This window comes from Cobetia sp. PDI-12MA (assembly GCF_059507695.1).
This window is the reverse complement of the sequence record NZ_CM183351.1, coordinates 1,808,615-1,834,702: the sequence shown is the minus strand read 5'-3', so window position 1 is coordinate 1,834,702 and position 26,088 is coordinate 1,808,615. Positions and strand designations below refer to the sequence as shown.

General features: G+C 63.3%; 20 protein-coding genes. 17 read left to right on the top strand and 3 right to left on the bottom strand.

Annotated features, from left to right (window positions below; genetic code table 11):
• Positions 1-17: 17 nt before the first annotated feature.
• The 9 genes from AC5WNI_RS07920 (at position 18) to AC5WNI_RS07880 (ending at position 12,433) form a co-directional block, all read left to right on the top strand.
• Positions 18-1,547, top strand: a complete 1,530-nt coding sequence (locus AC5WNI_RS07920) for a xanthine dehydrogenase small subunit (RefSeq protein WP_495929084.1) — start codon at positions 18-20, stop codon at positions 1,545-1,547.
• Positions 1,525-3,939 carry a xanthine dehydrogenase molybdopterin binding subunit gene (xdhB, locus tag AC5WNI_RS07915; RefSeq protein ID WP_153635707.1) on the top strand — a complete coding sequence of 805 codons (2,415 nt, stop codon included), beginning with the start codon at positions 1,525-1,527 and terminating at the stop codon, positions 3,937-3,939. Before AC5WNI_RS07920 ends, xdhB begins: the two co-directional genes overlap by 23 nt.
• Positions 3,936-4,973: a xanthine dehydrogenase accessory protein XdhC gene (gene xdhC / locus AC5WNI_RS07910; protein ID WP_225348052.1), complete on the top strand. Its 1,038-nt coding sequence runs from the start codon at positions 3,936-3,938 to the stop codon at positions 4,971-4,973. The genes xdhB and xdhC overlap by 4 nt, the downstream gene beginning before the upstream one ends.
• Positions 4,970-6,580: a guanine deaminase gene (guaD, locus tag AC5WNI_RS07905; RefSeq protein WP_495929082.1), complete on the top strand. Its 1,611-nt coding sequence runs from the start codon at positions 4,970-4,972 to the stop codon at positions 6,578-6,580. The genes xdhC and guaD overlap by 4 nt, the downstream gene beginning before the upstream one ends.
• A 187-nt stretch (positions 6,581-6,767) precedes the next feature.
• Positions 6,768-7,427, top strand: a complete 660-nt coding sequence (gene nfsB, locus AC5WNI_RS07900) for an oxygen-insensitive NAD(P)H nitroreductase (protein WP_495929080.1) — start codon at positions 6,768-6,770, stop codon at positions 7,425-7,427.
• Positions 7,428-7,600: 173 nt separating this feature from the next.
• Positions 7,601-7,909, top strand: coding sequence for a putative quinol monooxygenase (locus AC5WNI_RS07895; protein ID WP_131431992.1), 309 nt, complete (start codon positions 7,601-7,603; stop codon positions 7,907-7,909).
• Positions 7,910-8,183: 274 nt separating this feature from the next.
• Complete coding sequence (locus tag AC5WNI_RS07890) at positions 8,184-9,614, top strand: uracil-xanthine permease family protein (protein WP_495929078.1); 1,431 nt, start codon at positions 8,184-8,186, stop codon at positions 9,612-9,614.
• Positions 9,615-10,145: 531 nt separating this feature from the next.
• Positions 10,146-11,798, top strand: a complete 1,653-nt coding sequence (gene ushA / locus AC5WNI_RS07885) for a bifunctional UDP-sugar hydrolase/5'-nucleotidase UshA (RefSeq protein ID WP_495929180.1) — start codon at positions 10,146-10,148, stop codon at positions 11,796-11,798.
• 182 nt (positions 11,799-11,980) lie between these two features.
• On the top strand, positions 11,981-12,433 hold the full coding sequence (locus AC5WNI_RS07880; protein ID WP_495929076.1) for an Lrp/AsnC family transcriptional regulator: 453 nt from the start codon (positions 11,981-11,983) through the stop codon (positions 12,431-12,433).
• Positions 12,434-12,525: 92 nt separating this feature from the next.
• Here AC5WNI_RS07880 and AC5WNI_RS07875 read toward each other — a convergent pair whose 3' ends face one another.
• The gene (locus tag AC5WNI_RS07875; protein WP_495929075.1) at positions 12,526-13,473 is read right to left on the bottom strand and encodes a hypothetical protein; all 948 of its coding nucleotides are present in this window, start codon (positions 13,471-13,473) and stop codon (positions 12,526-12,528) included.
• A gap of 672 nt (positions 13,474-14,145) precedes the next feature.
• Here AC5WNI_RS07875 and AC5WNI_RS07870 point away from each other — a divergent pair.
• The 6 genes from AC5WNI_RS07870 (at position 14,146) to AC5WNI_RS07845 (ending at position 21,369) form a co-directional block, all read left to right on the top strand.
• The gene (locus AC5WNI_RS07870; protein WP_495929073.1) at positions 14,146-15,237 is read left to right on the top strand and encodes a TRAP transporter substrate-binding protein; all 1,092 of its coding nucleotides are present in this window, start codon (positions 14,146-14,148) and stop codon (positions 15,235-15,237) included.
• 140 nt (positions 15,238-15,377) lie between these two features.
• Positions 15,378-15,908 carry a TRAP transporter small permease subunit gene (locus AC5WNI_RS07865; protein WP_495929071.1) on the top strand — a complete coding sequence of 177 codons (531 nt, stop codon included), beginning with the start codon at positions 15,378-15,380 and terminating at the stop codon, positions 15,906-15,908.
• Complete coding sequence (locus tag AC5WNI_RS07860; RefSeq protein ID WP_131431987.1) at positions 15,905-17,233, top strand: TRAP transporter large permease; 1,329 nt, start codon at positions 15,905-15,907, stop codon at positions 17,231-17,233. The genes AC5WNI_RS07865 and AC5WNI_RS07860 overlap by 4 nt, the downstream gene beginning before the upstream one ends.
• Before the next feature lie 251 nt (positions 17,234-17,484).
• A complete protein-coding gene (locus tag AC5WNI_RS07855) occupies positions 17,485-18,324 on the top strand; it encodes a sulfite exporter TauE/SafE family protein (protein ID WP_043332700.1) in 840 nt (279 codons plus the stop codon).
• Between the two features lie 51 nt (positions 18,325-18,375).
• Entirely contained in the window at positions 18,376-20,079 is a 1,704-nt protein-coding gene (locus AC5WNI_RS07850; protein ID WP_495929069.1) for a gamma-glutamyltransferase family protein, read from the top strand.
• 249 nt (positions 20,080-20,328) lie between these two features.
• On the top strand, positions 20,329-21,369 hold the full coding sequence (locus AC5WNI_RS07845) for a type II asparaginase (RefSeq protein ID WP_495929067.1): 1,041 nt from the start codon (positions 20,329-20,331) through the stop codon (positions 21,367-21,369).
• Positions 21,370-21,486: 117 nt separating this feature from the next.
• On the opposite strand, the gene AC5WNI_RS07840 is transcribed toward AC5WNI_RS07845, so the two are convergent.
• Positions 21,487-22,146: an NADPH-dependent FMN reductase gene (locus AC5WNI_RS07840; RefSeq protein WP_199852340.1), complete on the bottom strand. Its 660-nt coding sequence runs from the start codon at positions 22,144-22,146 to the stop codon at positions 21,487-21,489.
• 579 nt (positions 22,147-22,725) lie between these two features.
• Between AC5WNI_RS07840 and sodX the strand changes: the two genes are divergently transcribed.
• On the top strand, positions 22,726-23,022 hold the full coding sequence (gene sodX / locus AC5WNI_RS07835; protein WP_495929065.1) for a nickel-type superoxide dismutase maturation protease: 297 nt from the start codon (positions 22,726-22,728) through the stop codon (positions 23,020-23,022).
• Between the two features lie 71 nt (positions 23,023-23,093).
• On the opposite strand, the gene AC5WNI_RS07830 is transcribed toward sodX, so the two are convergent.
• Positions 23,094-25,190 carry an oxidoreductase gene (locus tag AC5WNI_RS07830; protein WP_495929063.1) on the bottom strand — a complete coding sequence of 699 codons (2,097 nt, stop codon included), beginning with the start codon at positions 25,188-25,190 and terminating at the stop codon, positions 23,094-23,096.
• A gap of 228 nt (positions 25,191-25,418) precedes the next feature.
• On the opposite strand from AC5WNI_RS07830, the gene AC5WNI_RS07825 reads away from it, so the two are divergent.
• Positions 25,419-26,063 (top strand): TetR/AcrR family transcriptional regulator, encoded by a 645-nt coding sequence (locus tag AC5WNI_RS07825; RefSeq protein ID WP_495929061.1) that lies wholly within the window; start codon positions 25,419-25,421, stop codon positions 26,061-26,063.
• Positions 26,064-26,088: the final 25 nt, after the last annotated feature.

Here is a 26,088-nt window from a genome sequence, read left to right as displayed (position 1 = left end):
CCTGACAGGATGCCCGCATGATCGACTTCACCTTGAACGGGCGCGCGTGCCGACTGCCCACACCTGCACCGGGAACGAGCGTACTCGAAGTGCTGCGCACCTCACTTGGGCAAGACGGCACCAAGGAAGGCTGTGCCTCCGGCGACTGCGGCGCCTGCACCATTGCCTTGCAGGGGCCGGGCCACAATGTGAGCACCGCCAACGCCTGCCTGATGCCCGCCCACCAGCTGGCCGGCTGTGACTTGATCACCGTCGTGGGTCTGGCGGATGCCAGCCAGGCGCCAACCCTCTCGGCGGTGCAGCAGGCATTGGTCAGCACACACGCCAGCCAATGTGGCTTCTGCACCCCGGGCATCGCCATGAGCCTTGCGGTGCTGCATGCCCGTCATCAGCGCCAGATCGATCAGGGCGAAGTGATCGATGCCCGGCAACGCGACACCATGATCGACCATGCACTGGGCGGCAATCTGTGTCGCTGCACCGGTTATCGCCCGATCCGCGAGGCCGCTCACCGTCTGCTGCAAGGCGAATTCGGGCCAGCCTGCCTGCAGGACGCTGGCGATAGCACAGCGGAAGCGCACGACACCGCCCCTGATGACGAGCGAGACACCGGGCGTTTCTATCGGCCAGTCACCTTGCAGGCCCTGCTGGCGCTGCGCGCCGAGCGCTCGGATGCCACGCTGATCGCCGGTGGCACGGACCTGATGCTGGAGCACACCCAGCGCCTGCGCGACTTCCCGGCCTTGATCGACACCACCCAGGTCGCGGCGCTTGGCAAGATAGAGGAAGGCGAGCACGCCGGTCAGGCAGGCTGGTGGATCGGGGCAGCGGTCAGCTATCACCAGCTGATGCCGCTGCTGCGGGAGCATTACCCGGATGGCGCGGAGCTGCTCACGCGACTGGGCAGTGAACAGATCCGCCATCGTGGCACCCTGGGCGGCAATATCGGCAATGCCTCGCCCATCGGTGACATGCCGCCGCTGCTGATCGCGCTGGACGCCTATATCCAGCTGATGAGCCAGGACAACGAGCGCATCCTGAAGCTCGAGGACTACTTCCTCGACTACAAGCGTACCCAGCTGATGCCGGACGAGATCATCCACTCGGTCTTCCTGCCGCGCCCGCTGCCCAACCAGCGGCTGGCGGTACACAAGCTGTCCAAGCGGCGTGACGATGACATCTCCACCCTGCTCGGCGTCTTCGCCTGGCGGCGTGACGCCAGCGGGCGCGCCCAGCACTGGCGCGTGGCCTTCGGCGGCATGGCCGGGGTTCCGGCCCGCGCCCCGCACCTGGAAGCACTGCTGACGCTGCAAGCGCTGGAATCTCTCACTCCCGCCAGGCTGACGGCGCAGACTCGCCAGCAGATCGAGCAGGCCGTGCAGGCCGATTTCTCACCGCTCAGTGACGTGCGCGGCTCACGCGAGTATCGCCTGCTGGCCGCCAGCCATCTGATTCCCCGCGTGGCCCAGCGCATCCTGAATGAGCGTCAGACCACGACTTCCCTCACGCCACTGGAGAGCCTCGATGCGTACCTTGCACAGTCTTGAGTCCGACGCCAGCGCCGCGCCGGCCGCCCCCGTTCTCCAGTCACGTCAGCATGAAAGCGCCCAGCGCCATGTCAGCGGCTCGGCGCGTTATGTGGATGACCTGCCACTGCCCACCGGCACGCTGCATCTGGCCATCGGCATGAGCGAGGTCGCGCACGCCACTCTGGATGCGCTGGATCTCGAAGCGGTGCGCCGTGCCCCCGGCGTGGTCTGCGTGCTCAGCGCCGCCGACATCCCCGGTCACAGCGATGTGGGGCCGGTCTTCCCCGGCGACCCGCTGCTGGTCAGTGACATCATCAGCCATCATGGTCAGGCACTGTTCGTGGTCGCCGCCGACAGCGAGCGCGCGGCACGTCAGGCGGCGCGACTGGCCAAGGTCGCCACCACGCCCCTGCCGGTGTGCCTCGACCCGCGCGAGGCGGCCAACCGCGGTGATCTGGTGCGCCCGACCCACACCCAGGCACGGCTTGCCAATGGTCGCGCCGGCGATCTCGACAGCATCAGCAACAAACTCGCCAAATCCGCCTGGCAATTGAGCGGTGAGCTGGAAAGCGGCGGCCAGGAACACTTCTATCTGGAGAGTCAAGCCGCACTGGCCTTGCCCGGCGAAGATGACGAGATGCTGGTGCACAGCTCCTCCCAGCACCCCAGCGAAGTCCAGAAGCTGATCGCCGAAGTGCTCGGCGTGCCCTTCCACGCCATCACGGTGGAGACCCGCCGCATGGGGGGCGGCTTCGGCGGCAAGGAAACCCAGGCCGCACCGGTGGCCTGTCTGGCCGCGATGATCGCTCGGCGCACGGGCCGCGCGGCACGCCTGCGGCTGGCACGCGCAGATGACATGCGCCTGACCGGCAAGCGCCACCCTTTCCACCACCGCTATGAATTCGGTGTCGATGACAGCGGGCGCATCGAGTCCGCCATCATCGAGCTGACCGGCGACTGCGGCCACTCGCCGGATCTTTCGGATGCCATCGTCGATCGCGCCATGTTCCATGCCGACAATGCCTACTACCTCGGCAATGCCCACGTGCGCGGCATTCGCGCACGCACCAATGTGGCGTCCAATACCGCCTTCCGCGGTTTTGGCGGCCCTCAGGGCATGTTGGCGGTCGAGTCCGCGATGGAGGATATCGCCCGGCGTCTGGGGCGTGACCCGCTGGAGATCCGCAAGCGCAATCTCTACTGCGAGGGCCGTGAGACCACGCACTATGGCCAACACGTCAATCAGCACCCGCTGTTGGCGACCCTGATCGATCAGCTCGAGGACAGTGGCCGCTACTGGGCGCGCCGCGCCGAGATACGCGCCTTCAATGCCGCCAATCCGGTGGTCAGGAAGGGGCTGGCGCTGACACCGGTCAAGTTCGGCATCTCCTTCACCGCCAAGCACCTCAATCAGGCAGGCGCCCTGGTGCATGTCTACACCGATGGCAGCGTGCAGGTGAATCACGGCGGCACCGAGATGGGCCAGGGCCTGCACACCAAGATCACCCAGGTCGCGGCGCGTGAACTGGGGCTGAGCGTGGACAAGGTACGCATCACCGCCACCCGCACCGACAAAGTGCCCAACACCTCGCCGACGGCGGCAAGCTCCGGCGCGGACCTCAACGGCATGGCGACGCGTGATGCCTGCCTGCGCCTCAAGATGCGCCTGCTCGACTTCGCCGCCGAGCATCTCGCCCAGCCACGCGTCAGCCTGAGCCTCACGGATGGCGAGCTGCATGGCCCGAGCGGTGTACTGATGACCTGGGGCGAGCTGATCCAGGCGGCATACCTGGAACGCATCTCACTGTCCGATAAGGGCTTCTATGCCACCCCGGATATCCATTACGATCGCGCCAGCGGCACCGGTCACCCCTTCTACTACTACGCCTTCGGCGCGGCGCTGTGCGAAGTGGTCGTCGATACGCTGAGTGGTGAATACCGCCTGGAAAGCGCCGAGATCCTGCACGATGTCGGTGATTCGCTCAATCCGGCCATCGACATCGGCCAGATCGAGGGCGGCTTCGTGCAGGGAATGGGCTGGCTGACGACGGAGGAGCTCAAGTGGAACGAGGATGGCCGGCTGCTCACCGATGGCCCGGCGACCTACAAGATTCCGGCGATCAGTGACGTGCCGGCTGGCGCGCTCAAGGTGCGCCTGCTGGAGGGACATCCCAACTCGGCCGCCAGCATCTATCGCTCCAAGGCGGTCGGCGAGCCGCCCTTCATGCTCGCCATCAGCGTGTGGGCGGCGTTGCGCGATGCGCTGGCCTCGCTGACCGACTATCGCCGCGCGGTGCGCCTGGATACCCCGGCCACGCCGGAGCGCGTGATGCTGGCGGCGCGCGAACAGCGTGACTGGCAGGAGCAGCACGACACTGCTGGCGCAGAGCCAACGCAGGTGCCGTCATGAATGTCGACAAGAGTGCCGTCATGAATGCAAAGAGTGCCGCGACCGGCCGCTGGTATCAGGCGCTCGCCGAGGCCCAGGCAGCATTGACGGCGCATGCACTGGCCACCGTGGTGACGGTGGCGGGCTCTGCCCCGCGTGGTGCCGGCAGCAAGATGCTGATCACCCCCGATACGCTGCACGACAGCCTCGGCGGCGGTCGGCTGGAGCAGCTGGTGGTGGAGCGCGCTCGCGGGATGCTGGCCCGGGGACAATCTGGCTGCCTGCTCGAGGAGATCGCGCTCGGCCAGCATGCCCAGCAATGCTGTGGCGGCCATGTGCAGGTGCTGATCGAGCTGTACCCGGCACTTGCGCCACGGCTGGCCCTGTTCGGCGCCGGCCATGTCGGGCAGGCGATCGTCACGCTGCTGGCACCGCTGGGCTGGCAGATCGACTGGCGGGACTCACGCCCCGAGCAGCTCACGGCCGCCACGACTCCCGCGGGTTGCGAGGGTCGTGTAGAACGTCAGGCGTTCAATATCCTGACTGACCTGCCGACCGCGAAAGCCGCGCCCGCCAGTGAATCACTGCCCGTGATGGCGGGCAGCCATGTGCTGGTATTGACCCATGACCATGTCGAGGACCAGGCGCTGATCGCCGCGCTCGCACCACGTGATGACCTGGCCTCGCTGGGGCTGATCGGTTCCAGCAGCAAGTGGGCGCGCTTTCGCCAGCGCCTGCGCAGCGATCTCGAGGAGCATCAGATCGCCCGCGTTCGCTGTCCGATTGGCGTGCCCGGCATTCCCGGCAAACGCCCTGAGGAAATCGCGATTGGCGTCGTCGCGGAACTGCTGCAGATCGAGGCGCGGCGCAGTGACGAAGCGGCCGTGAACTCGCCCGACAAGGCCACCGGACATGGCGCGTCTCTCCAAGGCACGTCAGCCCAGGGCACGTCACTGGACAGCCATGGGCTGACGCGTCAGGGTGCCCGCCAGCTGCGCGCCCATTTTGCTCCTGACGCGATGCACCAGACAGAAACGACACAGAAGGCCGAATGATGACTGACCAAGACACGTCGCACACTGCGGCCTGCCACCTGGATGAGCAGCGCCTGACGGCTGCCCTGCGCGCGGCCGCCAAGGACGCTTCCTGCGTCAGCCTACTGCGCGGAGCGCTGCTGCATTTCGTCGCCGACCCTGCAGACGCCATGCTGAGTGAGGCGGTCTCGAGCGATGGCAACGATAAGCAAGATAGCAATCAAGGAAACAGCAACAGCCGAGCCTCTGACATGGCGGCGACCCTGGCACGCGCCGTCGAACACTACACCGATGCGCTGCTGGTGATGCATGCAGGCCATGTGGTCGCCGTGGGGGATCATCGCTCGCTTGTCCGACATGAGGCCGTGGGCGAGCTGATGCGCCTGTCTCCGCCGCGTAACGTCGAAGGCCTGATGATGCCGGGCTTCATCGATACCCATGTGCACTTCCCGCAGCTGGATATCATCGCAAGCTACGGCCACTGCCTGATCGACTGGCTGAATACCTACACCTTCCCCGCCGAGCAGCGTTTCGCCGACCCCGCACATGCCGCCGAGGTCGCCGATGCCTTCCTCGATGCGCTGCTGTGTCATGGCTCGACCAGCGCCCAGGTGTTCGCCACCTCACATGCCACCAGTGCCGATGCCCTGTTCCGGGCTGCCCGGGCGCGCGACATGCGCGTACACGCCGGGCGCGTGATGATGGACCGCAATGCCCCGCCCGCTCTGCTGGACTCCGGGGTCACCGCGCTCAAGGACGATGAGCGCCTGATCGCCGACTGGCACGGGCGTGACCGCCTCGGCTATGTGCTGACGCCGCGCTTCGCGCCGACCTCCACGCCCGAGCAGCTGAAGGCTGCCGGCCAACTGCTCAAGAGCCAGCCGGACCTGCACCTGCAGACCCACCTGGCCGAGAATCTCGATGAGGTGAAGTGGGTCGCCGAGCTGTTCCCCGACGCTCGGGATTATCTGGCGGTCTATGAGGATGTCGGGCTGAGCCATGAGCGCACCACCTTCGCCCACGGCATCCACCTGGACGATGGCATGCGCCAGCGCATCGCGGATCAGGGCGCCAGCATCGCCTTCTGCCCGACCTCCAACCTATTCCTCGGCAGCGGACTCTTCGATCGCGCTAGTGCCCGCGCCATGAAAATGAACATCAGCATAGCCACCGATGTCGGCGGTGGCTCCAGCCTGTGTCAGCTGGAGAGCCTCAAGGCCGCCTATCAGGTCGGTCAGCTTCACGGCGCCGTCGCCCATGATGTGGCGAGGCTTGAGTCACGCGCCAATCAACCTCTGACACCCTGGCAGGGCTTCTATCAACTGACGCTGGGCAATGCGCGCGCCATGCGTCTGGAAGACAAGGTCGGCAACCTGCGTCCGGGCATGGAAGCCGATGTCATCGTGCTCGACCCCGCCGCCACGCCCTTGCTGGCACGGCGCACTCGCTGGGATCAGTCCAGCCAGGTATCGCTGCAGGAGGTTCTGTTCGCGCTGATGATGCTGGGCGACGACCGCGTGATACGCGAAGTCCATGTGGCGGGCCAGTGCCGCAAGCTGCACGGCCTGATGCTGAGTGCTTCTTCTGATACGCCATCCAGAGAGCCTGCCGCAGCATTAATGCCATGAAAGCATCACAGCGATGACAAGTAATTGACATATGGCGCCAATCCTCGGAATTGGTGCCATTTTTTCATCTTAAAGATGCGCGCAACGCGGATACTCAACGCTGAATCCACTCGTTATGATGGCGACATCTTCTTCCACAAGGTCAGAGGCGCTCAGCGACTGGCCTGCCACTACGAGGACCGTCATCATGACTCCCACCGCCATCATGCAACGCCGTTATTCCACCAAGGCCTTCGATCCGGCACGCAAGATCAGCGCCGCCGACTGGCAGGAACTCGAAAACGTGATGCGCCTGAGCGCCTCCAGCGTCAATTCCCAGCCGTGGCACTTCCTGGTGCTGGAATCTGACGATGCCAAGCAGCGCTTCGCGCGCGCCGGTACCGATGACAAGTACGCCTTCAACTCGCCGAAGATCACCGATGCGTCTCACGTCGTGCTGTTCTGCACTCGCTCCACCCTGGACGACGACTACCTGAACCACCTGCTGGACACCGAAGCCTCTGATGGCCGCTTCAAGAAGGATGACGAGTTCAGCGCGATGATGGACGGCGCGCGGCGTCTGTTCATCGACCTGCACCGTCATGATCTCAAGGACCTGCAGCACTGGATGGACAAGCAGGTTTACCTCAACTACGGCAGCCTGCTGTATGCGGCCTCCAGCCTGAACATCGATGCGGTGCCGCTGGAAGGCATCGACCCGGTAGCGCTGGATGCGGAATTCGGCCTGCGCGAGAAGGGCTTCAACGCCCTGGTCGCCGTGAGCCTGGGTTACCGCGCCGCTGGCGATTTCAATGCCGAGCTGCCCAAGTCCCGTCTGCCGGCAGACGAGATCTTCACTCGCCTGTAAGCGCAGGTGTCATCGAGCGGCGGGCATCGCATTCACCCGAGGGGACCCGTGCCTGCCGCATTGCAACCGCACATCGGACATGACACCGTTTCTGCTCATGTCCCATCGTCTGCCGGTCACGTGGGGCATCGGCTTCACTCGTCATCATTTTCGCTCACTAAAGGATTCATGCCATGTCTCTCAAGCTTATCGCGACTCTGACTTTCCCCGCCGACCAGCAGGAAAAGGCCCGTGACATTCTCGCCGATCTGGTCGAAAAGAGTCAGTCCGACAAGGGGTGTCTGCAATATGAACTCTTCGCGGTAGACAAGCAGGTCGAGGAAGGCGAGCCGGTACCGGAAGGCGACTTCGTGGTACTGGAGGAATGGTGGGATGAAGAAGCGCTGGAAGCCCACGTGGCATCCGAGCACTTCCAAGGCTTCCTGGGGGCCTTTTCGGAAGGCGAGATCGGCCTCAAGATCCAGCGCCTGCTGACGCCCTGAGCCGCTGAGCTTACTTTCGCTCAGACAAGGCGCCACGAGAGCGCAGATAGATCCCCGCCGGGCTTCACGCCCGGCGGGGATCTTGCATTTGTGGCACACGGGCTTGGCTTGCTCATCCGCTGGCTGGCCGCGCGGCACGCAACAAGTGATAGAAAAATCGATACGTGCACTGAACTTGGTTCACATCTTGCTTATAATTGACTGCCCGCGCTGAACACTCCAGTGCCCGACACCATTTCCGCCATTGCACCGCGAGCAGAACAAGGAGCGTCACATGAGCCAATCCTCTTCCGATTCCAAGGGGATCGACGAACCACTGCTCGGCCTCGAAAGCTGCCCTCCGGTCCCAATCTCGGCACTCGCTGGCGCCCAGCATCTGCTGGCCAGTCTGGCCGGCATCATTGCACCGACATTGATCATCACCAGCGCGCTGGGCCTCGATGCCTACACCGCCAGCCTGCTGTCGATGGCGCTGGTGATCTCCGGTGTCGCTACCTGGATCCAGTCCCAGCGCCTGGGACCATTCGGCTCGGGGCTGTTGAGCATCCAGGGCACCAGTTTCAGCTTCGTGTCCGCGCTGATCACTGCAGGGTTGATCGCACGATCGCAGAATGCCAGTGACGAGCAGGTACTGGCGGTACTGTTCGGCACCTGCCTGGCCGGCAGCCTGATCGAGATGGCGCTGGGCACGGTGCTGCCGTGGCTCAAGCGGGTCATCACGCCCGTGGTCACCGGCGTGGTGGTGATGCTGATCGGCCTGAGCCTGATCCAGGTGGGCATGACGGACATCGGCGGCGGCTTCGGCGCCGAGGACTTCGGTGCACCGGCCAATCTGGCACTGGCCGGCTGTGTGCTGATCACGGTGCTGGCCTGTCAGGTCTCACGTCATCCATGGCTGAGAATCGCCTCCATCTTCATCGGCATGGCCGTCGGCTGCATCATCGCCGCCATCGGCGGCCTCTATGATGCACCGCAGCTGGCCGATGCCGCCCTGCTGGCCCTGCCGCATCCGGCGACCCTGAATACCGGCTTCGACTTCTCGCTGGCCGCCTTCCTGCCGGTGGCCTTCATCTTCATGATCACTGCCATCGAGACGGTCGGTGACCTCACCGGCAGCGCACGTGCCTCGGGGCTCGCCGTGGATGATGAGCTGCACCAGAAGCGTCTGCGCGGCGGCGTACTGGGCGATGGCCTGAATTCCGCGCTCGGCGCGCTGGCCGGCACCTTCCCCAACACCACCTTCAGCCAGAACACCGGCGTGATCCAGCTGACCGGCATCGCCAGCCGCCATGTGGGCCGCTACGTGGCCGGATTCCTGCTGCTGCTGGGCCTTTCGCCCTTCATCGCCACCCTGCTGACCCAGATGCCGCGTCCGGTGCTCGGTGCTACCACCACGCTGATGTTTGCGCTGATCGCGGTGTCTGGCATCCGCATCCTGATGGCGCAGCCCATCGGACGGCGCGAGATGATGATCATCGCGCTGGCCCTGGGGCTGGGGCTTGGCGTCGGCATGGTGCCGGATGTGCTGAACGCCATTCCGGGCGCCTTCGCCGATGCGCTGCGCTCGCCGATCACCATGGGCGGCCTGACCGCCATCATCGCCGAGCTGCTGCTGCCGAAGATGGAAGACGCCGAGGTGTTCAACCCAAAAGCGAGTGAGCGTGAATCCACCGACAGCATCAGCGCGGACCAGGAACACGCCTGAGGCTCTCGGCACGCTTCTCCTCAAGGCCTTGTGCGTGAGGCCGACGACTGGCTATGCCACATGAGCCAGGCGACATGAGTCAGGCGACCTGATCCGCACCATCTCGACACGCGAAATCGACACCGGCGCAGTACAGGCCGGTGTCTTTGCATCAGCGCCCCCCAAGCCGGTGTCTTTGCATCAGCGCCCCCGGGATGCCCGGCCTGCAGACGCCTTCCTGTCGAAGCATCTGTCCGCCTTACTACCTGTCCGCTTCGGCACCTGTCCGCCTTGTGAAGACTTCTTGCAAGCCACGGAAATGCAAGAACTTTCCTTTTCATTCATCTATGATTCATCATTGTGGGACAGGCTACCGGCCATGGCGGTATCCGCTCCGATCCCTTCCCGTTCACCGCTGAATGACAGGCACCTCGGCGTGCTGTCAGCCGGCAAGTCCACGATGACGCAAGGCACAAGGAATGTCCTCTCATGACGAATGCTCGATCCTTCCCGACGCGGGCAGATGCCCTGCGCTCCCCGTCGCTGAAGCGCATGGCACTCCGGACGCTGCTGGGAGCCGCCCTGCTGAGCACTCTCAATGCCTGTGCCATCCATCAGGCCCCGGAGTGGCAGCCAGACACCACCTATCATCTGACGGTACTGCATACCAACGACCATCACGGCCGCTTCTGGCGCAGCAGTGATGGCGAATACGGCATGTCGGCGCGCAAGACGCTGGTCGACCGTATCCGCGCCGAGGTGGAATCCGCAGGCGGCAGCGTGCTGCTGCTGTCGGGTGGCGACATCAACACCGGCGTGCCGGAATCCGACCTCCAGCAGGCTGAGCCCGACTTCAAGAGCATGAATCGCATCGGCTACGACGCCATGGCGGTGGGCAACCATGAATTCGACAACCCGCTGGAGGTGCTGCTCAAGCAGCGCGACTGGGCCGATTTCCCGATGCTGGCCGCCAACATCTACGACAAGACCACCGGCAAGCGGCTATTCGCGCCCTGGAAGATCTTCGATGAGCAGGGTGTCCGTATCGCGGTGATCGGTCTGACCACCGAAGACACCGTGCGCATTGGCAATCCCGAATATTTCAGCAATCTCGACTTCCGTGACCCCAAGGAAGAGGCGCGCAAGGCCATCGAGCAGCTCAACGAGCAAGAGCAGCCGGACCTGATCTTCGCGGTCACCCACATGGGCCACTATCAGAACGCCGAACATGGCATCAATGCGCCGGGCGATGTCTCGCTGGCGCGTTACCTGCCCTACGGCGAACTGAACATGATCGTCGGTGGCCACTCCCAGGAGCCGGTCTGCATGGAGGGCATCAACCGGATGGCGGACTTTGCGCCCGGCGATGATTGCCAGCCGGACCGCCAGAACGGCACCTACATCGTGCAAGCGCATGAATGGGGCAAGTACGTGGGACGCGCTGATTACGAGTTCCGCAATGGCGAGCTGACCATGCGCAACTATCAGCTGATTCCGGTGAATATCAAGAAGACCGTCGAAGTGAACGGCGAGCGCAGGAAGGTGCTGGTCGCAGAGGAAATTGCCGAGGACAGCGAACTGCGCGAATTCCTGCGCCCCTATCAGGAAAAGGGCCAGGCGCAGCTCAACGTCACGGTCGCTCAGAGCAACGGCAAGCTCGAAGGAGATCGCGATGTGGTGCGCTTTGCCCAGACCAACCTGGGCCGCCTGATCGCCACCGCCGCCATGCAGGCCGGCAAGGCCGACTTCGGAGTGATGAACGCAGGTGGCGTGCGCGCCTCCCTGCCCGCGGGCGAGATCACTTACAAGGATGTGCTGACCGTACTGCCCTTCGGCAACACCGTGGGGGTCGTCAGCATGTCGGGCAGCGAGGTGCTCGACTACCTCAATGCCGTGGCGACCCAGCCGGTGGACTCCGGCGCCTATGCCCAGTTCGCCGGCATCAGCCTGCGCGTAAATCGAGCAGAAGGCAGCGTGTCCGACGTGAAGATCCAGGGCCAGCCATTGGCCATGGACGCCCAGTATCGCTTCACCATCCCGAGCTTCAATGCCGCCGGCGGGGATGGCTATCCCAGGGTCACTGATTTGCCGGGTTACCTGGATACCGGCTTCGTCGATGCCGATGTGCTCAAGGCCTATCTTGCCGAGCAGAGCCCGATCGACGTCGAGGCATTCGCGCCTCAGGGCGAGATCGTCTATCAGTAACGCTTGAGGCTGCTGCTGTCATACAGCATGCACATGACAACGGGGCGCCTTGGCGCCCCGTTGTCGTTTTCAGAGCGGGAATATTCTCGCCAGAGGCGGAAGTCGGACTATACAAGTGCGGGTCGCACAGGTTTGATAAGACAGGTGCACCACTACAACAAAGACCATCGAGACCCTGGCCCATGAACCTCAACCGCACCGATAGTGAACTGCTCAACCTGCTGATCAGGGACGGTCGCATGTCCTATGCCGATATCGCCCGCAAGCTCGGCATTTCACGTGCCCATGCCCGCAGTCGCGTCCAGGCGCTGGTCGAGAGCGGCGTGATCGAACAGTTCACCGCCGTCATCAACCCCGACAAGCTCGGCAAGGGCACCTCCACTTTCGTGGATCTGACCGTCGCCCCAAGCGCCATCGAACGTATCGCCGAGGAGCTTTCCGCCTGCGTCGAGGTAGTCAGCCTCTACATCATGAGCGACCTGAAAAGCCTGCACATCCACACCCTCACCGACAGCTACGAGGCCTTCGATGCCTTCGTGCGTGCGCATATCTTCAATCGCGACGAGATCCTCTCCGTCGACTGCAAGTCGCTGATGACTCGCGTGAAGCACCGGCGTGGCGGTGCGCGGCTATAACGCCTCTGTTTCTGCCTCTATCTCTGACGCCGCAGCCCCGACCGGCGCCAGGGCTGTCATCTCAATCGTCATCTCCAGTATCACCTCAAGCGTCACTGCAATCTTCCCAGCCCGCGCAGCAGCCGTAGCGCGATCCACAGAAAGCCCAGCGGGAACAGCACCGTCTGGGTGATGAATAGCATGGTGAGGTCGATCACCTTGTCGGTCATCGCATCAAAGCCCTGGGTGACACTGGTGATCGGCCCTCCGACCCAGCCTTCCATGCTGCCCTTGAACTGCTGCCACCAGCTGCGCTCCTCGTGCGCGCCACCTACCTGCTTGTCGGCCACTTCCGCCAACTGCTGCTGCGTCACGCTCAGCTGCGCCATCTGGGTATCGCGGCTGTCATCGAGAAAGGCCTGACCCGCGGCGCCGCTGGCCAGCGCGACACTCAGCACCGCGAAGCGCAGTGCGAGGCCCCATAGAGCCAGGCGCAGTATGGCCACCTGCCACCAGCGCTGCCGGGAATGCACGCCATCGACCGATTGGCGACTGCCCGTGAGCAGCCCGAGTGCCGCCAGCAGGCAGGTACCGCTGGCGAATACCTTGATGATCACGGAACCGGAGATGCCCAGCAGCAGCTTCTGCAGCGCCAGCGAGCCAGTCGCCGCGAACATCACCCACGAGAAGCGCTCGATCATGTCATTGGCGGGGTCCAGCGCTTCCCCGGGCGAGACCTGAAAGACCTGCAGGTCGATGGTCGAGGACTGCAGCACCGAGATGGTCGCGTTCAGGCCCTTAGCGGTGGCGAAGGCACTGAACGCCTGGCCCAGAGTGGCGTCGAGGAAATCCAGCGCCCACTGCTGCGGCATTTCCCACCAGGCAAGCACCGCCATCACCACCAGGATGGCGACCAGCAGGATGCGCGGTACCTGTGCCCCTTCCGGCGTCCCGGGCTTGACGGGCAGGCGCGGCCCGGCAGTCTTCGTCACGGAGGTGGGTACGGCGGCAGGCGAAGACTTCGAGCGGGCGGTAGGCTCTTCAGGCTCATGAGGTGACATCTAACGCTCCATCAGGACAAAGCCGCATGATGCCACCGACCCGTCAGACTGTCGTCTGTGGCGCCTCGCATGAAGACTAGAGGTGGGCGAACCGGCTCTGATTGACCGACGCTGATTGACCGACTCTGAGCGCCCCTATCCAGGCGCACCATGATCGATCGCGCGCACCATCAGGTCGCGAGCATGACAATTGATCATCCCCACCCCACATTCGTGAGCCAGATGTCACCCTCCCCGTCGCTATCGGTGAACAAATGCCGCGACAGGCGTCATCTTCTGACATTTGTCAGGCCCTGAACTTTGCCAATCAGCGCTGCCACGGCCTCACTTGGGCAACGCCAGGGGCGCACTCACGCTCCATCAGCGGAACACAGCGTCCAGAATCTCCATGCAATCGATTGAAAATAAAGAACAAATCTCCCTGCGCGCCAAATGGCACACGCCTTGCAAAGTCATCCGTGTAGCCCACTGACAAATGGCAGCCTCCTGGCTGACAAATGACAGGCAACGCTACTCAAGAACATGCAGAAACACCTACACAACAAGATCGCCGGCCTCGATGTCGGCATGCCGTACAGGCACCCCTTGAGACAGAAGACTCTTTCACACAGAGCATTCAAAGCAGTCTGTCGCAAGGGCATTACTGGTCATCCGTCCGCAGGAGATCCTCCCATGACATTCGATCGTCGCAAGTTCCTGGGTGCCGCACTGGCAACCTCAACCGCTGGACTCGTGATGGGTGCGCCCGCCATCGTGCGCGCGGAATCCAACAAGACCTATCAATGGAAGATGACCAATGCCTATAGTCCGGGCTCGCCCTTCTATGTCGAGGGTCCGGGCAGTCCGACCGACTTCTGTCGCAAGGTGGAGGCCATGTCGGGCGGGCGCATGAAGATCCAGCACTTCGCGGCCGGTGAGCTGATTCCGGCCCTGGAGGGCTTCAATGCCGTCGCCAGTGGCGTGGTGGAGATGAACGCCGGCAATGCCTACTTCTGGGCTGGCAAGATTCCCGCCGCCCAGTACTTCACTACCGTGCCCTTCGGCATGAATACCCAGGGCATGAACGCCTGGCTGTATCACGGTGGCGGTCTGGAGCTGTGGCATGAGCTCTATGCCCCCAAGGGGCTGATCGCCTTCCCGATGGGCAATACCGGCGTGCAGATGACCGGCTGGTTCCGCAAGCCGATCAATACGGTCGAGGACTTGAAGGGCCTGAAGATGCGTATCCCGGGGCTGGCCGGCAAGGTCTACGCCGAACTGGGCGTGGCCGTGCGTCTGTTGCCCGGCGGGGAGATCTTCCCGGCACTGGAGCGTGGCGTCATCGATGCCGCCGAATTCGTCGGCCCCTATCAGGATCGCCGTCTGGGGCTGCAGAAGGCCGCCAAGTACTACTACACCACCGGCTGGCACGAGCCGACCAACGTTACCGAGCTGATGATCAACAAGGCGGCCTGGGAGGGCCTGCCCGAAGACCTGCAGGCCATCGTCAAGGCTGCCGCCCAGGCGTGCAACGTCGAGAGCCAGGCCTGGTGCGAGTCGGTGAATGCCGAGGCGCTCAATGATCTGGTCGACAACGAAGGCGTCATCGCCCAGCCGCTGCCGGACGAGGTGGTAGCGCGCCTGAAGGAAGTCACCGAGAAGACGCTGACCGACATGGCGGCGGTCGATCCGGACACCGCGCGCGTCCACGAGTCCTTCATGACCTTCCGCGACCAGCACAAGGAATGGGCCGCCGTCAGTGAGAAGACCTTCCTGGCGCTCTGACGGCTGACATCGAACTTCCCTCTCCGTCGCGGCTACTTCAGCTCACGCCCCAGTGCCTGAGCGAGTCATCGCTGGTGTCATCCCTGCTTCCCTGTCCAACGCCACGACCTGTCCCGTCGTGGCGTTCACGAGGCCATGTCATGCTGTACATCATCCATTTTCTCGAGGGCATCATCGAGCGATTGGGCGTCATCGCCCGTTACTCGCTGCTGGCGCTCGTATTACTGGTCGGCGGTAACGTGCTGCTGCGTTACTTCTTCAGCATCAGCCCCGTGCCACTCCAGGAATTCGAGTGGCACCTGATTTCTCCCATCGCGCTGCTTGGCATCTCCTACGCCCTCAAGCATCGCGCCGACGTTCGCGTCGATGTCTTCTACGACCGTTTCTCCCTCAAGGGCCGCGCGCTGGTGGATCTGATCGGTGCGCTGATGACCATCGCCATCGGCGCCGCCATCGCCTGGCTGGGCCTGACCTACACCGAGCAGTCCTGGCAGCTGATGGAAGGCTCGCCCGACCCCGGCGGCCTGCCCTATCGCTATCTGCTCAAGGCCTTCATTCCCCTCGGGTTCGCCGCGCTTGCGCTGCAGGGCGTGGCAGACTGCCTGCGCGCGCTGCTGGTGCTGTCGGGCAAGCCCGTCGACGGTGACCTGGAACGCGAGGTGACGCCATGAGCCCGAACGAGTGGATCGCGCTGGCCATGATCGGCGGTTTTCTGGTCCTGATGCTGATCGGGATTCCGGTCGCGATTTCCCTGGCCGTGGCCGGTTTCGTGGCGGGGCTTGCGGGCTTTGGCCCGCTGCTGTTCAGTCTGATGCCGGCCCGTCTGTATGGCGTGGTCACCAACTACACCCTGCTGGCGATTCCCTTGTTCGTCTTCATGGGGGTCATGCTCGAGAAATCGCGGGTCGCCGAGGACATGCTCGAGACCATCGGGCGGGCCATGGGTGGCGTCAATGGCGGCATGGGCATCGCGATCATCCTGGTGGGCGTGCTGATGGGCGCCTCTACCGGCATCGTCGGCGCGACCGTGGTCACCGTCGGCATGCTGACGCTGCCGACCCTGTTGCGGCGTGGCTACCACCCGGGTGTGGCCTCGGCCACCATCTGCGCCTCCGGCACCCTGGGGCAGATCATTCCGCCGAGCCTGGTGCTGATCCTGCTCTCGGAAATTCTCGGCGAATCCGTCGGCACCCTGTTTGCCGCCGCCTTCGTGCCGGGGCTGGCCATCGCCGTCATCTATATCGTCTATCTGCTGGTGCTGGGCTGGTGGAAACCGGACCTCGTCCCGGCCATCCCGGAAGAGGAACGCGCCGCCGCCGGTGGCATGAAGGAATTGCTGCGTGACCTGGCGCGTAGCGTGATTCCGCCGCTGATGCTGGTGTTCGCGGTACTCGGCTCGATTCTGGGCGGCGTGGCCGCTCCCACCGAAGCGGCCTCGATGGGCGCGTTGGGCAGCATGCTGATCGCGCTGCTGGCCCGGCGTCTCAACTTCACCATGCTCAAGGCCTGTCTGCATTCGACCCTGACCATCACCGCCATGGTCTATTTCATCCTGCTGTGTGCGCAGCCCTTCTCACTGGCCTTCCGCGGCCTTGGCGGCGAGAACATGGTGCATGATCTGTTCAACCTGCTGCCGGGCGGCGAGCTGGGCGCGCTGATCTTTCTGATGGTGATACTGTTCGTGCTCGGCTTTTTCCTCGAGTGGATCGAGATCAGCTATATCGCGCTGCCGATGTTCCTGCCGGTCTTCATCGGCTATGGCACCGACATGGTGTGGCTGGGCGTGCTGGTGGCGATGAATCTGCAGATGTCCTTCCTGACGCCGCCCTTTGGCTGGGCGTTGTTCTTCCTCAAGGGCGTCGCCCCGCCAGAGGTCACCACCCGCCATCTGTATCTCGGTGTGCTGCCCTTCGTGGGCCTGCAGGCTGCGGCAGTCGTGCTGCTGTTCTGCTTCCCGGGGCTCGCTACCTGGCTGCCGGAAGCGATCGGTTGGTAAGCCGGCCAGCCATGTACCGGCGCGGTTCGAGACACTTGACGGGTGATTCAGCGCAAAGGCCATTGGCAAGGTAATTCAGCAACGCGTAATGTCTTGTGGCCTGCCCATCGGCTCGCCTCCCTGAAGACAGTACACCCGCCAGGCTTCAGGCAGTGCTTCAGGGGACATGCATCGACTGCCGATGGCGTTCATCGGCAACCTTCATCAGCAATGAACCACCCCGCGCCATACGGGGACGACAAGGAAACACCATGGAACTGTTCTCAGCCTATCCACTGCACTGGATTCTCGGCCTGATCGCCGCACTGATCGTCACCGGCATGATTGCCGGCGTGATGGCCGGCCTGCTGGGGGTCGGCGGCGGCATCGTCATCGTGCCCGTGCTCTTTCACCTCTTCAGCCTGCTGGGCGTCGATGAAGCGGTGCGCATGCACCAGGCCGTCGGCACTTCACTGGCGACCATCATTCCCACCTCGATCATGTCGGCCAGGGCGCATTACGCCAAGGGCAATCTGGATCCGGCGATTCTCAAGCGCCTGCTGCCGGGCGTGATCATCGGCGTCATCATCGGCGGCCTGCTATCCAACCTGTTCAGCGGTGCGGTACTGATGGGGCTGTTTGCCACCGTGGCCTTCCTGGTCGCGCTCAACATGTTCCGCCGTCAATCCACCGTGCTGGGCTCTGGCCTGCCGGGCCCGCTGGGCAGCGGCGCACTGGGTACCTTCATCGGTGGCGTCTCGACGCTGATGGGCATCGGCGGCGGCACCCTGAGCGTGCCGACCCTGAGCACCCTGGGCACCCCGATGCACCTGGCCGTCGGCACGGGCGCGGCGCTGGGTCTGGTCATCAGCCTGCCGGGCACCGCCAGCTTCCTGCTCAATGGCATCGGCGAACCGAACCTGCTGCCGGGCTCCATCGGCTACGTCAATCTGCTCGGCTTCGCCGCCATCGTGCCGGCGACAATGCTGTGTGCTCCGATCGGTGCGAAGCTGGCCCATGCAATGGACGCCGCCAAGCTCAAGAAGGTCTTCGCCATCTTCCTGATGTTCACGGCACTGCGCATGTTCTACGACCTGTTCACCGGTAGTTGAGACGCACTGGACACTCAATAACAACAACGGAATCCTCAGGAGCAAGACGCCATGATTCATACCCGACGTGGTTTTGGCGGCGCCTGCGCCGCGCCCCATCATCTGGCGGCGCAAGCGGGCCGCGATATTCTGCGCGATGGTGGCAACGCCATCGAGGCGATGGTCGCGATGGCCGCGACCATCGCGGTGGTCTACCCCCATATGAACGGTATAGGCGGTGATGGCTTCTGGCTGATCAAGCGCCCGGGGCTGGCGCCACTGGCGATCGATGCCTGTGGCCCGGCGGCAGGGCTTGCCAGCCGCGAGTTCTATGCCGAGCACGGCCATGGCTACGCGGCTGACAGTGAGGGGGCCGCCCCCCTGGCCAACGGCAGCAGCATCCCGACCCGCGGCCCGCTGTCGGCCTTGACGGTGGCCGGCACCATCGGCGGCTGGCAGGAGGCGCTGGCCTTCTCTGCCGAAACCTCGGCGGATGGGCGCTCGCCCATGGCGCTCGCGACACTGTTGGGTCATGCCATTCGGCATGCCAATGAGGGCGTGGCTGTCAGCGCCAGCCAGAAGGCTCTCAGCGAAAAACACCTGACTGTGCTCTCGCAGCAGCCCGGCTTCGCTGAGCGCTATCTGGGCCAGAGCGAGTCAGGTGAGCCGATCGCGCTGGAAGAAGGCGCACGCCTGCGTCAGCCGGCGCTGGCCGCGACGCTCTCACGTCTGGCAGATGCCGGACTCGATGACTTCTATCGTGGTGAACTTGCCACGCACATGGCACAGGAGCTGGAAGCCGCAGGCAGCCCGCTGCGCCTGGCAGACCTCAACGGCTATCGCGCCCAGCGCGTCACGCCGCTCAAGGTACGCCTGCGTGACAGTGAGGTATACAACCTGCCAGCGCCTACCCAGGGCCTCGCGACGCTGATGATTCTGGGGCTCTACGATGAATTGAGCGCCAGGCATGGCATCAGCGAGGCGGATGGCAATTCACCGCGTCATCTGCATGCGCTGATCGAAGCCACCAAGCGTTCCTTCCTGGTACGTGACAGTCTGATCACCTCACCGGAATGCCTCGAAGGTGGCCTGGCGGGCAGTGTCGCGACTCAGCAGAGGCATCTCGCCGCGGAGGCTCTGGCAGAACAGGCAGCCAGGGTCGACATGCAGATCGCCCTTGGCTGGCCCTACGAGCCCGCCGAGGGCGACACCATCTGGATGGGCGCCACGGATAGTGACGGCACCACCGTCAGCTTCATCCAGAGCGTCTATTGGGAATTCGGCAGTGGCATGGTGCTGCCCAGCAGTGGCGTTATGTGGCAGAACCGTGGGCTGGCGTTCGATCTGGCGCCGGACAGACTGCGCAGCCTGGCGCCGGGCCGCAAGCCCTTCCATACCCTCAACCCGTCACTGGCCTGCTTCGATGATGGCCGCGTGATGGCCTTCGGCACCATGGGCGGTGAAGGCCAGCCGCAGACCCAGGCGGCTGTCTTCACGCGCATCGCCCGCCACGGCATGTCACTCCAGGACGCCATCAGCGCCCCACGCTGGTTGCTCGGCCGCACCTGGGGCGATGTCAGCACCAGCCTCAAGCTCGAATCACGCCTCGCGGGTGAGATGGCTCAGACACTCGCGGCCATGGGCCATGAGGTGGAAGTCCTCGATGAAGCCTTCAGCGACACCCTAGGGCACGCCGGCGCCGTGATGCGCCACCCGGACGGTCAGGTCGAGGCAGCCCACGACCCACGCAGTGATGGTGGCGCGGCGCTGACGTGATGAAAACCGGCCAGTGTCATGTCACGAACTGGCCGGCTTCTTGCTTGACTCGATGGGGGATGAAGCCTTCCGCCTGACTCCCGCCTCCACCCCATGCTGAGCATCAATCGCCACACAAGATGACAAGGAGAACTGACCTCTTAAATTTAGATATTCCTTATTCATGAATAATGAAAGATTGAGACACGACCTTCATTTGCCCTCATAACAACGACAGAGCGACTCACCACAATGACAACAGCTGACTTCATGACTCCCCGCCGCCTTGTAGCTGCCATCTCGATCGCCGCCTGTTCACTGGCCTATGGCATTCAGGCCAACGCCGCGGAACACCCGGGGGTGAAGATCTATGCCACCGGCGGCACGATTGCGGGTAGCTCTGCCTCCTCCACGGACACCACCAACTACGAATCCGGCAGCCTGGGGGTGCAAGCGCTGCTGGACGCCGTACCAGAACTGGCCGATGTCGCCGAGGTGACCGGTGAACAGATCGCCAACACCGGCAGCAGCAATATCGATCAGGAAATCCTGCTCAAACTGTCGAAGGCGATCAATGAAGAGCTCGCGACGGACGCCACCCACGGCGTAGTCATCACCCACGGTACCGACACGCTGGAGGAGACCGGCTTCTTCCTGGATCTCACCGTCGACAGTGACAAGCCGGTGATAATGGTCGGCGCCATGCGTCCGGCGACTGCCATCAGTGCCGATGGCCCCTTCAACCTGCTGGAGGCGGTCACCCTGGCAGCCGATGAAGGTGCGGAGGGACGTGGGGCGATGATCGTGCTCAACGACCGCATCGGCTCGGCGTATTACACCACCAAGACCAATGCCATCATGATGGACACCTTCAAGGCGACCGAGCAGGGTTACCTCGGTGCCTTCATCAGCGGCAAGCCGCACTTCTATTACACACCGGCGACACCGACCGACAAGCCTCACTTTGACGTGACGTCCCTCGATGGCCTGCCGAAGGTCGATATCATCTACGCCCACCAGGACATGGACCCGGCGCTGTTCACCGCCGCCCTCGACAACGGCGCCAAGGGCATCGTGATCGCCGGCAGCGGCAATGGCTCGATTCCGGAGACCGTCAAGCCGCTGGTCAAGCAGGCCATGGCGGATGGCATCCCGGTCGTGCGCAGCACCCGTACCGGCAATGGTATCGTCAGTGCCAAGGAAGAAGGCATCGGCAGTGGCGCCCTCAATCCTCAGAAGGCGCGCATTCTGCTCTCGCTGGCGCTGACGGAGACTGATGACATGGACAAGGTGCGTGGCTACTTCGAGTGAGCCGGCAGTCAATGACGTGACGAAACGTGACTGACTATCAATGCAAAAAGGGACTGCTCAGGCAGTCCCTTTTTGCTGCGTCACCCATTTATCGAGGCAAAGAACGCTATCACTCCTTCAAGGCGCGTTGCGCTGCGAGGGGCTGCGCGTGAAGGCGCCGGGGCGCTTCTCACCGTCTTCGCTCTCGTGATAACGCCTGGCGGCATTCGCCCACCAGGCAAGTTGTTCGAAGGCGCGGTCGAGATAGCCGCCCCATTCCCGGGCATCCTGACTCTCGGCGTAGCCGCCATCTTCATTGAGCACTTCCTGCGCCCGAGGCACGTGAATCATCGCCGAGACCGGCAAGCAGCCCAACTCCGAGAGGAAGGTGCGCATGTTGACCGCTGCGCGTACCCCGCCCCACTGTCCTGCGGAATAAGTCGCAATCACCGAGGGCTTGTAGGAGTAAAGCGAGCTGCCGAAGTGATTTAGGAGATTGGCCAGCGCCGGACTCATGGAATGGTTGTACTCGGGGCTGACCATCACGTAACCATCCGCCGCTTCGATCTGCTGGGCGAGGTTGAGCAAGTCCTGGGGGGCATTGCGCTGCGCATAGGAGAACAGCGGCTTGAAGGGGTCTGCCAGATCGTAATCGAGTGGATCGATCAATACCGCCTCATGGCCACTTTCCTCGAGCTGTGTGACGCAGCACCTGGCAACCCTTTCCCCAAGACGTGCAGGTGCGGGGGGTGTACTGGTCCGCACCGACCCCAGAAAGACCAGAATCTTCAGTGCCATCGTTCTCTCCTTGTTGCGAGCCACATGAAATGGATTCCTGTGCTCGATATTCGCTCTTGCATTGCATCATACCTCGGACTCTGAACACCGATGCACTGCATCGCAAGACACTGCATCAATCTTCATGCTGCGCCTGACACAGATCATGAATGTGCATTCCCAGCCGTGCATGCCCTGCCATTAATTTCCTGCCATGAATTCCTTGCCTGGCGGCTTTACCACCTTCCCCATTCTTTCCTTGATTGCTGCGCCAGCCCCCTTCCAATCCCCGAAGGGCATGACCTGCTGGCATAAACCATATCACCCTCAGTATCTGCAATTGGCGACTGATACCCCTCTGCGAAGGTAGCGTGGCGGAGTCCTTGGCGTTGCGTCATCAGCCCCGCCATTTCTCATGACAATACCGCTCTCGCATCTCGTGGGGCAAAGGCCTCAAGGCCATCCACAAGCCCGTCTCAGACAATGCAGTAAAGCGCAGCTTCATCTCTTTTCGCCTCATGTTAGGCGCTCATATCGAGGCTATCGTAATGGACTAATTCAGCGACATGACGCGCAGAAAGATTGATCAAGAGTGAACGGATGCCCATCGGACTCTATCGCGTCAATGGTGTCAGCATGTCTCCCGGCCTTGCGCCGGGAGATTACGGCGTGACGCTGAAACGCTGGAGATCACGCTATTGCGTCGGGGATATCGTGGTGGCACAGCACCCTCACTATGGCCGCATAATCAAGCGTATCTGCAAGATCCAGCCAGACGGCATGCTATGGCTGGAAGGCACCCATCCTGACAGTACCTCTTCTAAAAAGATGGGCTTGCTGAGGCGAGAATTGATACAGGGGCGGGTAATCCACTCCTTCTCCCAAGACACCAGATAAGATCCCCCATGTGAGACTTCCCCAGCCCGTGTCATGTCTCTGCAGTGGTGCCCCTTCTCTGTCCTCCCCCCTCACACCACCTTCATCAGTCTCAGCGCGTCATAGATCGCCGCATGGGTATTGCGAGTCGCGACGGCGTCGCCGATGCGGTAGAGCTGGAATTTGCCACCTTCCGAGCGCTCAGTATGTGCCGGACTCGGGCCGTCTGCGGGTTGGGCGAGTCCCTCGATCAGGGCGTCGTAGTCCACTGCCCCGCCATTGCGTGAGTGAGGCTTGAGTTCGAAGTAGAGATCTTCCATCGGACGGGCGCCGTAGTTGACCACTACCTGGTCGACGAGGCGCTGATCCGCGTAGGCACCAGCGCCCTTGCCCTGCGCTACGGCATCATCCAGGTAATCACTGCCGATATGGGCGATGAGCTGGCCCTCCTCACTGCGCGTGACACCGCCGAGGCGATAGGTCGGCGTGAAGGTGACGGCACGACGTTGCAGGCTGCGCATGTAAGGCACCAGGTTCATGGCCATGATTTCCGGCGCGAAGGTGCGGTCTGGCGTCATCATCTCGAGCCTGGCCCCGCTGTTGGCGATCATCTCGGCGGTCTGAAGTGCGGCGTGGTCCCCCGCGTCATCGAACAGCAGCACGTTGCGGCCAGGCGTGACATGGCCGGAGAGAATGTCCCAGCTGGAGACGACCAGCTCACTGCCGACCTGCGGCATGTCTTCTTCGGGATAGCCACCGGTGGCGACAATGACGACATCGGGTTGCTCCGCCAGCACATCCTCGGCCTCGGCGAAGACGTTGTAGCGCATCTCGACGCCGAGTGCCTCACAGCGACTGATGCGCCAATCGATGATGCCGATCATCTCGCGACGCCGCTCGCTCTGGGCCGTCAGGCGAATCTGGCCACCCGGTTGATCAGCCGCTTCCAGCACCACCACCTGATGCCCGCGCTCACCGGCGACACGAGCCGCCTCCAGCCCAGCGGGTCCCGCTCCGATGATCACGACCTTCCTGGCGACATCCGCCGGGGGGATATCATGCGGCTGCTCCAGCTCCCGCCCGGTCGCAGCGTTATGGATACAGTAGGCGGAGCCGCCCTGATAGATGCGATCGAGGCAATAGTTGGCCCCGACACAGGGGCGGATGGCCTCCTCCTGACCGGCTATCAGCTTGCGCACGATGTGCGGGTCCGCCATGTGGGCGCGCGTCATGCCGACCATGTCGACCTTGCCGGTGGCGATGGCGTGACGTGCGGTGGCGATGTCCTGAATCTTGGCGCCGTGGAAGGTCGGGAAATCCATCGCCTCGCGAATCTGTCCGGCGAAGTCGAGATGCGGCGCACTGGCCATGCCCTGGATCGGGATGACATCGGTAAGGCCTGCATCGGTATCGATATGGCCGCGCACTACATTGAGAAAATCGACCTGACCGCTATCGCGCAGCAGACGTGAGACTTCCAGGCCATCGCTGGCATCCAGCCCACCACTTAGACACTCATCTCCGGTGTAGCGAACACCGACGATGAACTCGTTGCCTACCCGTGCGCGAATTGCACCCAACACTTCCATGGTGAAGCGCAGTCGATTCTCGAGACTGCCGCCGTAGGGGCCCTCCAGGGTATTGGTGAGCGGCGACCAGAACTGATCCATCAGATGGCCATAGGCCTGCAATTCGATACCGTCGAGGCCGGCTGCCTGCATTCGCTCGGCGGCGTCGGCGTAGTCCTGGATCAGCCGTGCGATATCCCAGTCCTCGACCCGCTTGGGAAAGGCGCGATGCGCCGCCTCACGACGATGGGACGCCGAGACTGCCGGCAACCAGTCGGCCTTGTCCCAACGTGTGCGGCGTCCCAGGTGGGTGAGCTGGATCATCACCGCGGTGCCGTGCTCATGACAGGCATCGGTCAGCTCACTCAGCCAGGGCACCACCTCATCGCGCCAGGCGAGGATATTGTTGAAGACCGGAGGGCTGTCTTTCGCCACCGAGGCGGAGCCCGCCGTCATGGTCAGGGCGATGCCGGCGCGCGCACGCTCCTCGTGATAGGCGCGATAACGCGCCTTGGGCATGCCATCTTCCGGGTAGGCTGGCTCGTGGGAGGTCATCATCAAGCGATTCTTGAGGGTCAGATGCTTGAGCGTGAATGGCATGAGCAGCGGGTCCTGAGCCATGTGGCCTCCTGATGAGCAGACAGCGAGAACAGGGGTGTCTTTATTGAGTACACCTGTGTACATACGCTGACTATAGTCCTAGGCTTCAGTCCATGCGTCGCTGGAAACACCGTTCTCGCCCGCCTGACGCAGCCAGACTCGCCGCTGTCGTAAACAGCATGCTCTCGGTGTTATCGCGCGATCGCCCTCACATGAGCCCCACTACCCCCGCCTTTCAGGAGACCGCCCATGCCAGAGCCCCCAAGCGTCCCCCCAGCAAGTGACGGCGCCCAGACTGCCGGACGCGGCAAGGCCGAGGACTGGCTGGAAGCCGCCTATCAGCAGCTGTTGCAGAGCGGCGTGGATTCGGTGCGCGTCCTGACATTGGCCAAGACATTGGGTCTGTCACGCACCAGCTTCTACTGGAGCTTCAAGGACCGCGACGCCCTGCTCACCGCGCTGCTCGCGCGCTGGGATGCCCACAATACCGCCGGCCTGATCGGCCGCTGCGATCAATACGCCGCCACGGTGGTGGAAGCCATGCTCAATGTCTTCGACTGCTGGCTGGATGCGTCACTGTTCGATTCACGCTTCGAGCTGGCGATCCGCAACTGGGCCTCTCAGAACGCAGAGGTCGCCGCTGCCGTCGCCCGCGCCGACCAGGCACGTATTCAAGCGCTGACCACCATGCTGATGCGCTATGGCCAGCCCGAGCAACTGGCGAACGTGCGGGCACGCACTACCTATCTGACCCAGATCGGCTATCTGTCGATGCGCACTCAGGAAAGCGTCAGCGAGCGCATCAGCCGCGTCGCCGAGTATGTCGAGGTCTTCGTCGGCAAACGCTGCGAGCCTCAGGAGCTGGCACGCTTCGCGGCCCGACATCCGGCCTGAAAGGACAAAGCCCTCACCGACGGCG